At 70.6% G+C, this 14,363-nt stretch carries 12 protein-coding genes; 1 reads left to right on the forward strand and 11 read right to left on the reverse strand.

The annotated features are described in order from the left end of the window. Positions 1–179: 179 nt before the first annotated feature. The 10 genes from argE to EKE94_RS09430 all read right to left on the reverse strand — a co-directional run bounded on the left by argE (position 180) and on the right by EKE94_RS09430 (position 11,305). Positions 180–1,334 carry an acetylornithine deacetylase gene (gene argE / locus EKE94_RS09385; RefSeq protein ID WP_127906369.1) on the reverse strand — a complete coding sequence of 385 codons (1,155 nt, stop codon included), beginning with the start codon at positions 1,332–1,334 and terminating at the stop codon, positions 180–182. Positions 1,335–1,475: 141 nt separating this feature from the next. Next, positions 1,476–3,335: an adenine deaminase gene (locus EKE94_RS09390; protein WP_127906370.1), complete on the reverse strand. Its 1,860-nt coding sequence runs from the start codon at positions 3,333–3,335 to the stop codon at positions 1,476–1,478. Beyond that, positions 3,332–4,258 carry a nucleoside hydrolase gene (locus EKE94_RS09395; protein ID WP_127906371.1) on the reverse strand — a complete coding sequence of 309 codons (927 nt, stop codon included), beginning with the start codon at positions 4,256–4,258 and terminating at the stop codon, positions 3,332–3,334. Before EKE94_RS09395 ends, EKE94_RS09390 begins: the two co-directional genes overlap by 4 nt. Continuing rightward, entirely contained in the window at positions 4,251–5,273 is a 1,023-nt protein-coding gene (locus tag EKE94_RS09400; protein ID WP_127906372.1) for an ABC transporter ATP-binding protein, read from the reverse strand. Before EKE94_RS09400 ends, EKE94_RS09395 begins: the two co-directional genes overlap by 8 nt. Next, a complete protein-coding gene (locus EKE94_RS09405) occupies positions 5,266–6,039 on the reverse strand; it encodes an ABC transporter permease (RefSeq protein WP_127906373.1) in 774 nt (257 codons plus the stop codon). The genes EKE94_RS09400 and EKE94_RS09405 overlap by 8 nt, the downstream gene beginning before the upstream one ends. Then, a complete protein-coding gene (locus EKE94_RS09410) occupies positions 6,036–6,866 on the reverse strand; it encodes an ABC transporter permease (RefSeq protein ID WP_127906374.1) in 831 nt (276 codons plus the stop codon). The genes EKE94_RS09405 and EKE94_RS09410 overlap by 4 nt, the downstream gene beginning before the upstream one ends. A 52-nt stretch (positions 6,867–6,918) precedes the next feature. Then, positions 6,919–7,947, reverse strand: coding sequence for an ABC transporter substrate-binding protein (locus EKE94_RS09415; RefSeq protein ID WP_127906375.1), 1,029 nt, complete (start codon positions 7,945–7,947; stop codon positions 6,919–6,921). 4 nt (positions 7,948–7,951) lie between these two features. Next, positions 7,952–8,962 (reverse strand): LacI family DNA-binding transcriptional regulator, encoded by a 1,011-nt coding sequence (locus EKE94_RS09420; RefSeq protein ID WP_127906376.1) that lies wholly within the window; start codon positions 8,960–8,962, stop codon positions 7,952–7,954. Positions 8,963–9,621: 659 nt separating this feature from the next. Further along, positions 9,622–10,482 (reverse strand): 3-deoxy-8-phosphooctulonate synthase, encoded by an 861-nt coding sequence (gene kdsA / locus EKE94_RS09425; protein WP_127906377.1) that lies wholly within the window; start codon positions 10,480–10,482, stop codon positions 9,622–9,624. Between the two features lie 16 nt (positions 10,483–10,498). Continuing rightward, positions 10,499–11,305 carry a 3-deoxy-manno-octulosonate cytidylyltransferase gene (locus EKE94_RS09430; RefSeq protein WP_127906872.1) on the reverse strand — a complete coding sequence of 269 codons (807 nt, stop codon included), beginning with the start codon at positions 11,303–11,305 and terminating at the stop codon, positions 10,499–10,501. A gap of 592 nt (positions 11,306–11,897) precedes the next feature. On the opposite strand from EKE94_RS09430, the gene EKE94_RS09435 reads away from it, so the two are divergent. Then, positions 11,898–13,064 carry a nucleotide sugar dehydrogenase gene (locus EKE94_RS09435; protein WP_127906378.1) on the forward strand — a complete coding sequence of 389 codons (1,167 nt, stop codon included), beginning with the start codon at positions 11,898–11,900 and terminating at the stop codon, positions 13,062–13,064. 176 nt (positions 13,065–13,240) lie between these two features. Here the strand turns inward: EKE94_RS09435 and galE are convergent, their stop codons facing one another. Beyond that, entirely contained in the window at positions 13,241–14,227 is a 987-nt protein-coding gene (gene galE, locus EKE94_RS09440) for a UDP-glucose 4-epimerase GalE (RefSeq protein WP_127906379.1), read from the reverse strand. Between the last annotated feature and the right edge of the window lie 136 nt (positions 14,228–14,363).

Here is a 14,363-nt window from a genome sequence, read left to right on the forward strand (position 1 = left end):
GGTCCAAAGGCGCGCGGCCGGTCGCTGCGGACCCGGGTTGCGCTGACTTGGGTGGCACGACGTCGCGCGAACCGGGGCCGGGTGCCTTGGACGCGGCGGACCCGGAATCCTGTGGCCGGGAGGCGGAGCGCATACTGTCGGACATGCTGATCTGGTTCGCTTCTGTAGCCGTGCCGCGGTTAGTGCGACAGGTGCCGCCCCAGCGCAAGGACGAGGTCCCGTGCCGCGGCAAGCTCGTCGCGCCTCAGGTATTCCTCGGGCAGATGGGCCCGCGCGATGTCGCCGGGTCCGCAGACGATGGCGGGCAGGCCCGCGGCCTGGAACAGCCCCGCCTCGGTCCCGAAGCTGACCGCGGCGTGCGGGCGCCGCCCGCCAAGCTCCGTGGCGAGGCGGGCCAGGGGCGCGTCGGGCGGCAGGTCCAGCGCGGGGTAGCTCGACAGCCACTCGACCTCGCAGTCACGGGCGGCGGCGACCACGGGCTGTAGCAGGGCGGCGGGGTCGACGCCCGCGATGGCGCGCGCCTCGATCCGCGCCTCGGCGGCGTCGGGAATGATGTTGAGCGCCTGCCCGCCCGACACCGTGCCGACTTGCAGGCTGGACCACGGCGGCGCAAAGCGGTCGTCCAGCGGGCCTGTCTGCACCTCGGTCGCGCGGGCGACAGCGGCCGACAGCACCGGGATCAGGCGATGGATGGCGTTGTCCCCCAGGTCCGGGCGTGCGCTGTGCCCGCCCCGGCCCTGCGCCCGCACCCGCAGCGCGGCCTTGCCCTTGTGCGCCAGCACCGGGTGCAGCCCGGTAGGTTCGCCGATGATGCAGCCCAGCGGCGGGGCGCAAAGCTGCGGCAGCGCGGCGATAAGGTGGGGCACACCGCGGCACCCGGCCTCTTCATCGTAGGACAGCGCGATATGCACCGGCGCCGAAAGAGGCATCGCCGCCAGATCGGGCAGGGCCGACAGGACGGCGGCGACAAAGCCCTTCATGTCGCAGGCACCACGACCGATCAGCCGCTCTTCGACCCGGCGCAGCAGGAACGGGTCGCCCTTCCAGCCCGGCTCGTCCGCCGGCACGACGTCGACATGCCCCGACAGGACGTAGCCCGGGACGGAGGGGTCGCCGATAGTGGCAAAGAGGTTCGCGCGGTCGCCCTCGGGGCCCATGAGAACGCGGCAGGAGACGCCGGCGGTCGACAGCATATCGGCCACGTAGGACATCAGGTCGCCGTTCGGATGCCCCACGACCGTGGGAAACCCGACCAGATCCGCAAGGATCCGCTCGGCGTCCGCCTGCCGGCGGCCCGCCTCGGCGCCCGTTTCGTCGCCCGCCCGGTTGCTCATCTCGTCATTCCCTCCGTTCGTCTTGCCTGCCCGCCTTTCCTTCCGGAAGAACCCTATCGGCAAGCGGGAGGCCCCGCATCCCCCTGCCCCGGGATCGACGTCGTGGCCGGGCCCGAACCCAGGCCCGGCCACGGCCCGCGGTCAGGCCGCGACGATGGGCGGGCGGACCTCGCCGGTCAGGCCGTCCGCGATGCCCAGGTCGGTAACATGCGGCCCCGGGTTGCAGGCCAGGCTGGCGCCGACCAGCGACTTGAACGTCATCACCGGCGGCTGCCATGGCGCGACCTCGGCCGCCGCGCGGCGCAGATCGCGCAGGGTCTGAGCCACCTGCGGCGCGGGGGCGTCGCTCAGAAGCCCGCAGACGGGCAGCGGCAGAAGCGCGGTCACCCGCCCGCCGCGGGCCACCGCCATGCCGCCGCCGCAACCGATCAGCGCGTTGGCCGCCGCCGCCATGTCCGCCGGGTCGCGGCCGAAGACGGTCAGGTTGTGGCTGTCATGCGAGACGGTGGTCGCGATGGCCCCGGTCCAGTCGCCCCAGCCTTCGAGCACGCCCAACCCAATTCCGCCGCCGCGCCCGTGCCGGTGCAGCACCGCCATCATCAGCGCGCCCTCGGGCAGGATGACGACGCCGTCCTCGACCCGCGCGGCAAGGGTGCTCCACTCGGTGAAGCGCGGACGCTTCACGGTGTTCAGCGTGACCGCGGCCGCGTCCGACGCAAGGGTAAAAGCCTCCCCGCCCACCGGGGCCAGGCGCATCGTGTCGGCAAAGGCCGTGCCAGCGTCCGTCCCGACCGGGGTGGCGATGCGGCCGCCGCGCGCGACGACGCGACCCGACGCGACGGTCAGGCGGCAGGCGAACCCCTCGAGGTCGGCGAAGACGGCGATGTCGGCGCGGCGTCCCGGTGCCACGCGGCCCAGATCCTCGCGCCCCAGCCGGTGCGCGGCGTTCAGCGTCGCTGCCTGCACCGCCGCGACCGGGTCCAGCCCGTAGCCCACCAGCCGCCGCAGCACATCGGCCATGCCGCCGCGGTCGACCAGGTCGTCGGGAAAGACGTCATCGGTGCAGATCGTCACCGTCGAGGGAAAGCGCGGCAGGCCGTTCAACGTGGCGACCGCGCCGGGCAGCACGTGGTCGTGGCTGCCGCGCAGCTCGATCGTCAGGCCGGCGCGCAGCTTGGCCAGCAGATCGTCGCCATCGGTGATCTCGTGGTCCGAGCCGATGCCGGCGGCGGCAAAGGCCTGCAGGTCCGCCCCCGAGAGCCCGCGCGCATGGCCGCAGACCAGCTTGCCCGAGGTCAGCCCCGCACCGACGATGTCGCGCATCCGCTCCGACCGGTCCAGCACGCCGCGCATGTCCATCACCTCGGCCACGCCATGGATGTCGGGCCAGCCCAGCATCTGCGCCATCTCGGGACCATTGACCTCGGCCCCCGCGATTTCCAGCCCCGGGGCCGAGGGCACGCAGGAGGGCGCAAGCGCCAGAAGCCGCAGCGGCAGGTCGCGCGCGGCGTCGATGGCCCAGCGGACGCCGTCCAGGCCCGCGACGTTGCCGACCTCGTGCGGGTCCCAGCAGACGGTGGTGGTGCCCTGCGGCACGACGGTTTCGGCATAGCGGCGGGGCGTGACCATCGAGCTTTCGACATGCATGTGCGTGTCGATCAGCCCCGGCGTCACGATCGCGCCGTCCAGCGCGACGACCTCGGCCGCGTCGTTGCGGGTGCCGGGGGCATGGACCGAGGCGACGAGCGGCCCGGTGATGCCGATATCGGCCGCGCGGATCTCGCCCGTGGCGACATCGACCAGCCGCCCGCCCGTCAGCAGCAGGTCGAAGGGCGTGGTGCCACGCGCGGCGGCGACGGCACGGTCGCGCAGGCCGGGGGCGTTGAGGTCAGCGTCGGGCAGATCCGGCCGGGGCTGATCGGGGCTGGAGATATCGGGGCCGGCGATATCGGGGGCTGTAAGATGAGGGGCGGTCGGGCCGGTGGCGGTCACGTCGGTCATGGCAGGGCCTTTCGGGCGGCGTGGGCAAGCCCCGCGCCGAGGAGTTCCTTGATCCGCGGCGCGTCGGCGCTGCGCGAGACATGGGCGTTGGGCGCGGCCTTGCGGGCGCGCCATTCCACGACCGTCATGCCCCGGGTGTGGGTGCCGGTCAGCTCCGCGTCGATCCGCGCGGGCGAGAAGGTCACGCAATCGGGCGCGGCCAGCGCCGCCGCCGCGACGGGATCGTAAAGCGCCATGCGCCCGGTCTTCGAGATGTCGACATAGCCCTGCATGAGGTCGGCCAGCAGCGCGGCGCGCCCGCCCGCCAACGCGCGCAGGGGGGCCACGTCGGAGGCGTCGACCGTGACCTGCCGGCAGGTCTCAAGATCCACCATCCGCAGGTCGAGCCCCGCCGCCAGCATCTCGGCCACCGCCTCGGGGTCGGCGGCGGCGTTGAACTCGGCCGCGGCGGTGTGGTTGCCCGGCCCGGCAGAGCCGCCCATCCAGGTGATCCGCAGCCGACCCGCCGCGGCAGGCGCCGTGCGCGCCAGATGCGCGATGTTGGTCAAAGGCCCCAGCGCCAGCAGGTCGCGCCCGCCGTTCTGGACAAAGCGGGCGATGGCATCGGTGGCGGGATCGGGCTCGACCCGCCCCGCGACGGGCGTCAGGCTGCGCCCGGCGGTGGGCATCCCCGTCTCGCCCAGAACGTAGCCCGCCGTGATCGGGGGCTGCGTCAGCGGAGCGTCGGCGCCGTCATGGATCGCCACGTCCCAGCCGAACGCCGCGCGCGCGGCCAGCGCGTTCGCGGTGACCTGCCGCAACGGCGCATTGCCCGCCACGGTCGACAGACCCGCGAGGGCACGGCCCGCGCCGTCAGCCAAGCAGATCGCGGCGAGGTCGTCGAACCCCATGTCGGTGTCGACCCAGATCGCGCCCTCAGGCATTGGGCAGCACCACCGCGCCCGACAGCGGCAGATCGAACTGCACCTCGGTCCCCGGCGCGTGGCGCGGCTCGGCCGCGGGGCGTTCCGCCTTTACTTCGCCCAGAGGGGACTCGAGCAGGTATTCCACGCTTTCGCCCTGGTACGAGGCGCCGATGATCCGCCCCTCGTGCGGGCCCGTGCCCAGCGGCACGGATTTCGGCCGCCACGCCAGCCCGCGCGTGCCCGCAGGCACCGCGAACCCCGTGGGCACGGGGCCTGCAGAGCCCTTGAGCATGTCGCCCTCGGTCTCGAACGTGTTCTCGAACCCGATGAACTTGGCCACGAAGGGCGAGGCGGGGCGTTCGTAGATATCCTCGGGCGTGCCGATCTGTTCGATGGCGCCGCCCTGCATCACGATCACCCGGTCGGCCAGCGCCAGCGCCTCGACCTGGTCATGGGTGACGTAAAGCATCGCGATCCCCAGCTCGCGCTGAAGCCGGGCGAGTTCGGTCCGCATGCCCAGCCGCAGCCGCGCGTCGAGATTCGACAAGGGTTCGTCGAGCAGTAGCAGGCGCGGCTCCATCACGATGGAACGTGCCAGCGCCACCCGCTGCTGCTGCCCGCCCGACAGCGCGGCGGGCGCGCGGTCGGCGAAACTCTCCAGCCCCACCGCAGACAGGGCCGAGGCGACGCGTCGGTCGCGTTCGTCCGCCGGGGTGCCCGCGATGCGCAGGCCGAAGGCCACGTTTTCGCGCACGCTCAGATGCGGGAACAGCGCGTAGGACTGGAACACCAGCCCGATGCCGCGCTTGTTGGCGGGCACCCGGGTGATGTCGCGCCCGTCCAGCAGGATGCGCCCCGACCGCGCCTTCATCAGCCCCGCGATCGACCGCATGGTCGTGGTCTTGCCGCAGCCCGAAGGCCCCAGCAGCGCGACCAGCTCGCCCTCGCGCATCTCGAAGTTCAGGCGATCGACCGCGATGCTGTCGCCATAGGCCAGCGTCAGGTCGTCGAGTTTCAGGAAGGGTTCAGACATAGTGCGACAATCCCAGCAGACGTTCGGCGACCAGCACCACCGTCAGCGACATCAGCGCCAGAAGGCCCGACAGCGCGGCGATCGAGGGGTCGAAGTTGAATTCCATGTAAAGCAGCATGTCGACGGGCAGCGTCGCGACGCCCGGCCCCGTCAGGAACAGCGAGGCGGGCACCTCGTTGAACGAGGTGATGAAGCCGATGATGAAGGCCGCCATGATCCCGTTGCGGATATTGGGCAGCGTCACCCGCAGGAAGGCGCCAATCCGCGAGGTGCCCAAGAGGATCGCCGCCTCCTCGATATCGGGGCGCAGGTTTTCCAGCGAGGCCGAGACGACGCGCACGGCATAGGGGATCAGCAAGGCGGAGTGCGCCAGGAAAAGCGCCAGCCGCACGCCCAGCCCCGAGGGAATGACCAGGTGCCGCAGAAGGGCGAGACCCACGATGATGCCCGGCACGATGATCGGCGCGGTCAGCACGTTGCGGATGGCCTCGCCGCCGGGCACGTCGTAGCGCGCCAGCGCATAGGCTGCCGGAATGCCCAGGATCAGCGCGAAGAGCGTCGCCCCGATCCCCAGCGCCAGCGACAGGGCAAAGCTGGACCGGAAGCTTTCGATCTCGAACACGCGGATGACCCAGCGCAGCGACAGCCCCTCGGGCGGAAAGGCGAGCGATTCACCGGCCGAGAGGCCCGCGAAGCAGATGATGACGAAGGGGCCGATCAGGAACAGCATGACGGCGGCAAGGAAGAGGTGTCCGGCAAGTTTCATCGGGCGGCTCTCCGGGTCGTGGCGATGCGTTTGAGAAGGAAGTTCGTGGCGATGCTCATGGCGATCAGGATCACCGCGATCACCCCGGCCGAGGCATAGTCGTTCGCGACCGACACCCGCTGGTACAGCAGGGTCTCCAGCATCAGCACCTTCGAGCCGCCCAGGATCGCGGGCGTCACATAGGCGGTGAGCGAGCCCACGAAGGTCAGCGTGCCGCCGACCACGAGGCCTTCGCGCGTCAGGGGCAGGATCACCCGCCAGAAGATCGCGAACCACGAAGCGCCCAGCACCCGGCCCGCGGGGATCACGTCGCGCGGCAGGTTTTCCAGCGACGACAGCAGCGGCAGCACCATCAGCGGAAAGAACAGCTGGATCAGGCCGATAAAGACGGCGGTTTCGGTGAAGAGGATGCGCAGCGGTTCATCCGTCAGGCCCACGGTCTGAAGCGCGGTGTTGAGAAACCCGGTCCGGCCCAGGATCACCAGCCACGCATAGGTGCGCGCCACCGGCGAGATCATCAAGGGCAGCACCAGCAGCGCCACCAGACGCCCGCGCCAGGACGGCGAGGTTTCGGTGATCGCGATGGCGGTGATGTAGCCCAGCACCGCCGCAACGGCCGTCACCGTCAGGCCCAGCCGGAAGGTGCGGAAGAAGACGTCGAGGTAGAGCGGCGTGGTGAAGAACTCGACGAAATTGCCGAGGCTCCAGCCCGCATCGGTGCGGAACGCCCCCGACAGCAGGACGCCCACTGGCAGCAGGAACCCCACGAGGATGAAAAGCGTGGCGGGCGCGATCAGCATCAGCCCCGCGCGTCTGGTGTCGGTCATGGCATGCTCCGGTCTGGTCGGGCGGCCCGGTGCGGGGCCGCCCGGGGATCGCTTAGCGGGCGACCTTTTCGTTCCACTGGGCCAGCCAGTCTTCGCGGTTCTCGATCTGCACGGCGGGCGGCAGGAAGTGGATCTGCTCGGCCATGTCGGCGCCGTAGGTCAGACCCTCGGCCTGGTCGTCGCTCAGCTCGACGCCGGTGTTGACGGGGCTGTCGGCCCCCATCTCGGCCAGCTTGGTCTGGACCTCCTCGCTCAGCCAGTAGTCGATGAAGCGGTGCGCCTGCTCGACGTTCTGCGCCCCCTCGACCACGGCCAGCACGTTCAAGCCGCCGGACTGACCTTCCTCGGGGATGATCCATTCGGCCCCCACGGGCAGGTTGGCGACGCCCGGCCAGGCAAAACGGCCGATGGCGGTGGCCAGGATCTCGCCCTGCTGCATCAGCTGGGGGATCTGGCTGGAGCGTTCGTAGAAGGTCACGATCTCGTCGCGATGCTCGGCCACCAGGTCGATGGCGCCGGTGAAATCGCCCGCCTCGGCAGCCTCGGGGTCCAGCGCGCGCTGGATCATGTAAAGTGCCAGCGGGCCTTGCGTCGTGGTGATGTTGGGCAGCGCCAGCCGGTCGACCACGCCGTCGGACAGAAGGTCGGTCCAGCTTGCGATCTGCGCCTCGCCCGCGACGGCCACGGTCGAGGTGGCGTAGAAGGTATAGCCCAGGGCCATGCCCCCGCCGATCGGGTCCTTGGCAAAGTCGTAGATATCTTCCGCATTGGGCACCTGCGCCATGTCGAGCGGCGCCAGAAGACCGGCATTCGCGGCTTCGAGGGCGGCGGCGTCGGAAAACGCGATGACGTCGATCACGGGCGCGGCCGCGTTGGCCTCGAGCTTTGCGAGGCGTTCCGAGTTGTTGCCGGTCTCGACCGTCAGGGTGCAGTCGCACATCTCTTCGAAGGGCTCGTAGAGCGCCTCGCGGTATTCGTCCTGCGCGATGCCGTAGACCGAGATGGTCAGGTCCTGCGCCAGCGCGGGCGCGGCGGCGAGGCCACCCAGAAGGGTGGCAAGGGTCGTGGTGCGTATGGCCATGATGTCACTCCGTGTCGGTTGTGGTTTCTTGCGGGTCTCGGGGTCGTTCTGGCGGCGCGGCGGTCGAGCCGCGGGCGACGAGGGTCACGGGGAACAGCCGCGGCCCGGCCTCGGCGGCCCCCGTCGCGATGTCCAGCGCGCGCTCGGCCACGAGGGCGAGGTCCTGCGCCACGGTGGTCAGCGGAGGGTCGACGATGCGCCCCCAGATGACGTCGTCGAAGCCAGTCACCGAAACGTCGCCCGGCACGGCGACCCCGCGCGCGCGGAACGCGGTGATCAGGCCCACGGCCTGCGCGTCATAGGCCGCGGCGCAGGCCGTGGCGCCCCCCAGGTCCAGCCCCTGCCCCAGGTCGAGCGCGGCGTCGAAGGTCGGCGCGCAGGCGACACGGCGGACCGAGACGCCCGCCTCGGCAAAGACCTCGCACAGGCCCGCCTCGCGCGCGTCGCTCACATGCGACGCGGCGGCCGACACCACGACCAGCGCCTCTCGGTGGCCCAGGTCGACGAGGTGCCGCGCGATCTGCCGCCCGCCGTCGCGATGGTCGCTCGACACCGCGTTCATCGGGTTGGCGGCGGCGTCGACCACCACCAGCGGCACACCCGGCGTCATCCGGGCGCGGTCGGTGTCGCGCACGGGAATGACGATCACCGCGTCGACGCCGCGCGCCTCGAGATCGCGGATCGCGGCGGCCTGATCGCCGGGCGTGCCCATCGCGTCGGCCACCATCAGCGCCAGCCCCCGCGCCCGCGCAGCGGCTTCGAAGGCCTGCACGAAGGCGGGAAACAGCGGCATCGAGAAATCCGGCACCACCAGCCCGACATTCGCCGAGCGACCGTTCCGCAGGCTGCGCGCGGCGTGCGAGGGGACATAGCCCAGCCGGTCGGCGGCGGCGCGCACCCGGTCGCGGACCTTGTCCGACACCCGCCCCGTTCCGCGCAGCGCGTTCGAGACGGTCGCGGGCGACACGCCGATGGCATCGGCAATCTGCTGAAGCGAGACGGTCGAACGGCCCATGCGACGCCTGATTAAAGGTTTCACCAATCTGCTTTATCGTTTTAGCAAACCGTCTTCCGACGCAACCCCCGCGGCCGGATTCCGGGCGATTGCCGTCAATTTCAGCGCTCGCAACGCGGATACGCGCAGCGCGCGGGCAGGCCGGGAACGGAATCCTCAACCCATGGCAGATCCGCCGCGCGACGAACCCGCATAGGCCGACCGACGCCGGATCAACTGGCACGGTGCCGTCGCTGTGCGGGGCAGGTCGGCGGGGGTTACGCCGGGGGAGGGCATCGGCATGCGCGGCAAGCAGCAAGAGGCGAGCGCGGTTCTTCGGATATCCGGCTGATCTTCGGCGGGTCGACAGGCGCGCGCGGGGCGGGTCGGGGCGGAGCGGGGACCTTCCCCAAGCGCGCACCCTGTCGAGGCGGACGAGACGGTGCCTGATACCCGCACGCGGGCTTCGGGCGACGGTCGGGCGCCCGGACCGGCGCGGCAGCAGGCCCGCCTCATGCATGCCGACCGGCGCCCACACCTGACCGGCCCGATGCTCCGTGGGCGTCGCCCTCCGCCCATGCCGTGCCCGGCAGACCGCGCAGCGGCGCAGCCTGCACCGCGCCGGCGCGATCCACGCGCGCCACGGCCGGACATGGGTCAGGGGACGCGGACCGGACCGATCAGGGCGCGGTCTTCGCCAGCCTGTCGAAGCCGGACAGCCGATCCACCAGCGCCCCCATCTGGTCGACCGGGATCATGTTGGGACCGTCCGAGGGCGCAGTGTCGGGGTCTTCGTGGGTCTCGATAAAGACCGCCGAGACGCCGACCGCGCAGGCGGCCCGGGCCAGGACCGGCGCGAATTCGCGCTGGCCGCCGCTGGTGGTGCCCTGCCCGCCGGGCTGCTGCACCGAATGGGTGGCATCGAAGACGACGGGCCAGCCGGTGCGGCCCATGATCGGCAGGCCACGGAAATCCGACACCAGCGTGTTGTAGCCGAACGAGGTGCCGCGGTCGCACAGAAGGATCCGGTCGTTGCCGGTGCTGGCGATCTTGTCGGCGACGTTGGCCATGTCCCACGGCGCCAGGAACTGGCCCTTCTTGACGTTGATCGCGGCGCCGGTTTCGCCCGCGGCAAGCAGCAGGTCGGTCTGGCGGCAGAGGAACGCGGGAATCTGCAACACGTCCACCGCCTGCGCCGCGGCGGCGCACTGGTCGGGGCTGTGCACGTCGGTCAGGACCGGGCAGCCGAATTCCTCGCGGATGGCGGCGAGGATCTCGAGCCCCTTTTCCATCCCCAGTCCCCGCGCGGTCGAGATCGACGAGCGGTTGGCCTTGTCGTAGCTCGACTTGAAGATGAAGCCGGTGCCGCTGGCCGCGCAGGCCTCGGCGATGCGCCCGGCGATCATCCGGGCATGGTCCAGGCTTTCGAGCTGGCAGGGCCCCGAGATCAGCACGAAGGGCAGGTCCCCGCCGAGACGCAGATCGCCGATCTCGACGATGCGCGGGGCGGGGTTGGAGGCGGAGGTTGAGGCGTCGGGCATGGGTCGGTCAGGCCTTCTATGTGTCTTGCAGCAGAATGCGTTCGATGCGCGCGACGTCCTGCGGATTGTTCAGCTCCCAGAACACCCGGCCGCGGGCCGCAACCTCGACACAGGCGATGCGGCGGCCGTTCTCGGCGAACCGCAGCTGCTCCAGCCCTTCGTGCCGTTCCAGCGGACCGGCCTGCCAGCCGGCATAGGCGCGCAGCGCGTCAGGGCGATAGGCGTAAAGCCCCACGTGGTGAAAGACGTCACCGAAGGCGGCGTCGCGCTTGGCGGGATCGATATAGGGAATCACTTCCTTCGAGAAATAGAGCGCGTGACCTTTCGCGTCGAAGACGGCGGTGGTGCCGCCGACACGCCCCTCCTGCCGGTCCTCGACAAAGTGGCGATAGGTCGTGGCATCGCAGCGCACCACGGGTGTGGCCACGTCGGCGCCCTCATCCCCGCGGGCGATCTCGGCCTCCATCGCGGCGATCAGGTCCGACACGAACCATGCGGGCGTCAGCGGCGCGTCGCCCTGCAGGTTCACCACCAGATCGGCCTCGATCCCGCCCCGCGCGATCGCGTCGGCGCAGCGCAGGGTGCCGTTCTCGCAGTCGGGCGAGGTCATCACGACGCTGGCCCCGAAGGCCTGCGCCGCGTCACGGATGCGGTCGTCATCGGTGGCGACATGCACCTCGGCCACGCCGGGGACAGCCTGCGCGGCCTCCCAGCTACGCTGGATCAGGCTCTTGTCCCCGTCGGCGCCGCGCAGCCGCGCCAGCGGCTTGCCGGGGTAGCGGGTCGAGGCATAGCGCGCCGGGATCAGGATGACGGTACGCAGGCTCATGCGCGACCCTCCGGGCGCGCGGGGCCGGAGGGTCGCGCCCCTGCCGGCGTCCTTGCCCAAGCCGCCTCCGTCGCAGGCGCCCCCGGGCGGGCCGTGGACTGGATGGCGTCCCGCGTGGCCGCGGGCCCGTGCCTCGACACACCCCGTTCGGCCAGCGGGCCTTTCGCGTCACTCATGTTGATCCCCCGGCGCTGCGATGTTCTTCCCCTCGCTATATCGCCCCGGGCCGACGTCGTGAAGTTCCGGCTTTGCCGGGACCGCGCCACGACAGCCGGGAAAGCCCCCCGACCTCCGGGAACGCCGGAACCTCACGACACTGGCCCCATCGTGACGCGGATCTGGCGGCACCGGGCAGAAGGCTTTATGTCAGCGTGGTGAATTTCCATTAGCGACCCTCGGGTCCCGGCACCTTGCCGCCCGGCATTTGACGACGACAGGACATTTCCGATGACGACACAGACGGGCATCATTCCGGTCGGCGGGCCCTGCAACCGGCCCCGCAACTGGCCTTCTCGCCCTGCCTGCCCCGGGCAGCCCGGGGCCACCGGGCCGATCGAAACCTGATCCCGCGGAAAGGGGCGAAGACATGAAGATCACCGTCGCCGGGCTGGGCTATGTTGGCCTCTCCAATGCCGTCCTGCTGGCCCGCCGCCACCAGATCACCGCGATCGACATCTCGCAGGAGCGGGTCGAGAAGGTGACCGCCGGCAAGAGCCCGATCATCGATCCCGATATCGAGGCATGGCTGGCCCAGGGGGGCCTGTCGCTGACCGCGACGACCGACAGCAAGACGGCCTACGAGGGCGCCGAGCTTGTCATCGTCGCCACGCCGACGAACTACGACACCCGCACCAACCGCTTCGACACAAGCTCGGTCGAGGCGGTGATCGAAGAGGCCCGGCACTTCGCCCCCGACGCGACCGTGGTCATCCGATCGACCATCCCCGTGGGCTTTGTCAGCCGGATCCGCGCCGAACTGGGCCACGAGGGCGTGATCTTCGCCCCCGAATTCCTGCGCGAAGGCCGGGCGCTGCACGACAACCTGCACCCCAGCCGCATCGTGGTGGGCGACCGCGGGCCGCGCGGCGAAGGCTTCGCCCGTCTTCTGGCCGAAAGCGCGGAGGATGCGGATGTCCCGGTGATTCTGACCGACCCGTCCGAGGCCGAGGCGATCAAGCTGTTCGCCAATACCTACCTCGCGATGCGCGTGGCCTATTTCAACGAGCTCGACAGCTACGCGCTGAGCCATGGCATGGACAGCCGGCAGATCATCGAGGGCGTCAGCCTCGACCCCCGGATCGGCCAGCACTACAACAACCCCTCCTTCGGCTACGGCGGCTACTGCCTGCCCAAGGACACGCGCCAGCTGCTCGCGAATTACGAGATGGTGCCGCAGAACCTGATCCAGGCGATCGTCGACGCCAACGCCACGCGCAAGGATTTCCTGGCCGACCAGATCATCGCGCGCGCGCCTGCCGTGGTGGGGGTGCACAGGCTGGTGATGAAGGCGGGGTCGGACAATTTCCGCGACAGCTCGATCCAGGGGATCATGAAGCGGATCAAGGCCAAGGGGATCGAGGTGATCGTCTACGAGCCCGCGCTCGACGATACCGAATTCTTTCGCTCCGAGGTCGTGCGCGATCTCGACAGCTTCAAGCAGCGCGCCGACCTGATCGTGACCAACCGGCTGGTGCCGGAACTGGCCGACGTACGGGACAAGATCTTCACCCGCGACCTGTTCGGGCTGGACTGAAACCGGGCCCCCGGCAGGCCCTGCGCCCCATCGGGGCCCTGGCCCGGCGGAGCCTTTTCGGCGCCGCTATGCCCGTGCCCCTATGCCCGCGCCGGAACCGCCGCCGGTTTACCCCGACCCTCCGGACCCACGATTGCGGCAGCGGCCCAGCGCCCCCCGGGGGCCACGCGGGCACATCAGCCGTCGTAGTGCCCGCTCTGATGCCAGCGCCAGGCGTCCCGCACCATCGTCTCCATGGTCGAGCGGTCGGGGCGCCAGCCCAGTTCCTCGCCCGCGCGGCGGCTGCCCGACACCAGCGCCACGGCGTCGCCGGGGCGGCGCGGCCCCTCGATCACCGGCACGTCCTTGTTTGTGATCCGCCCCGACTGCGCCACGACCTCGCGGACCGAGAAGCCGGTCCCGGTGCCCAGGTTGAAGACCCGGCTGTCCTTGCCCTCTTCCAGCCATTTGACCCCCAGCACATGCGCATCGACCAGGTCCATCACGTGGACATAGTCGCGGATGCAGGTGCCGTCGGGGGTGTCGTAATCCGTGCCATGGATCGTCAGCGCGTCGCGCTTGCCGTCGATGGCGTCCAGCATCAGCGGGATCAGGTGCGTCTCGGGCTGGTGATGTTCGCCCACCTCGCCTTCGGGGTCGGCGCCGGCGACGTTGAAGTAGCGGAAGATCACGTGGCGCAGGCCGTGACTGGCCCCGAAATTGACCAGCATGTCCTCGATCGCGCGCTTGGAGGCGCCATAGGCGTTCAGCGGCTCCTGCGCGCAGTTTTCGTCCAGCACAACGCCGTCCTGGTCCCCGTAGGTGGCGCAGGTCGAGGAGAAGACGATATCGCGGCACCCCGCGGCGACCGCCGCCTCGATCAGCGTCAGGCTGCCGCAGACGTTGTTGCGCCAGTATTTTCCCGGATCGGCCATGCTTTCACCAACCTGGGAGAGGGCCGCGAAATGCATCACGGCGGCGGGCTGCCACTTGGCAAAGACCGCGTCCAGCCGGTCGCGGTCCAGCAGGTCGCCCTTCTCGAAGGGGCCGAACTTGACCGCGTCGCGCCAGCCGGTGGCGAGGTTGTCGTAGGTCACCGGGGTATACCCCGCCCGGGCGAGCGCCTTGCAGGCATGGCTGCCGATATAGCCGGCGCCGCCGGTGACCAGGATGGGGGTGCTCATGGGATATGTCCTTCGCAAGTGGCGGGCGCAGGGGGGGTTGGCGCGCACCGTCTTTCCCGCCCGACGGCCCTGCGTCAAGCGGAACGGCGCGGTCTTCAGGGGCGTGGAGGCCGTCGGCGCGCGCCCGGGCGCCGCC

It is taken from the genome of Mesobaculum littorinae, assembly GCF_004011175.1.
Classification (GTDB): domain Bacteria; phylum Pseudomonadota; class Alphaproteobacteria; order Rhodobacterales; family Rhodobacteraceae; genus Tranquillimonas; species Tranquillimonas littorinae.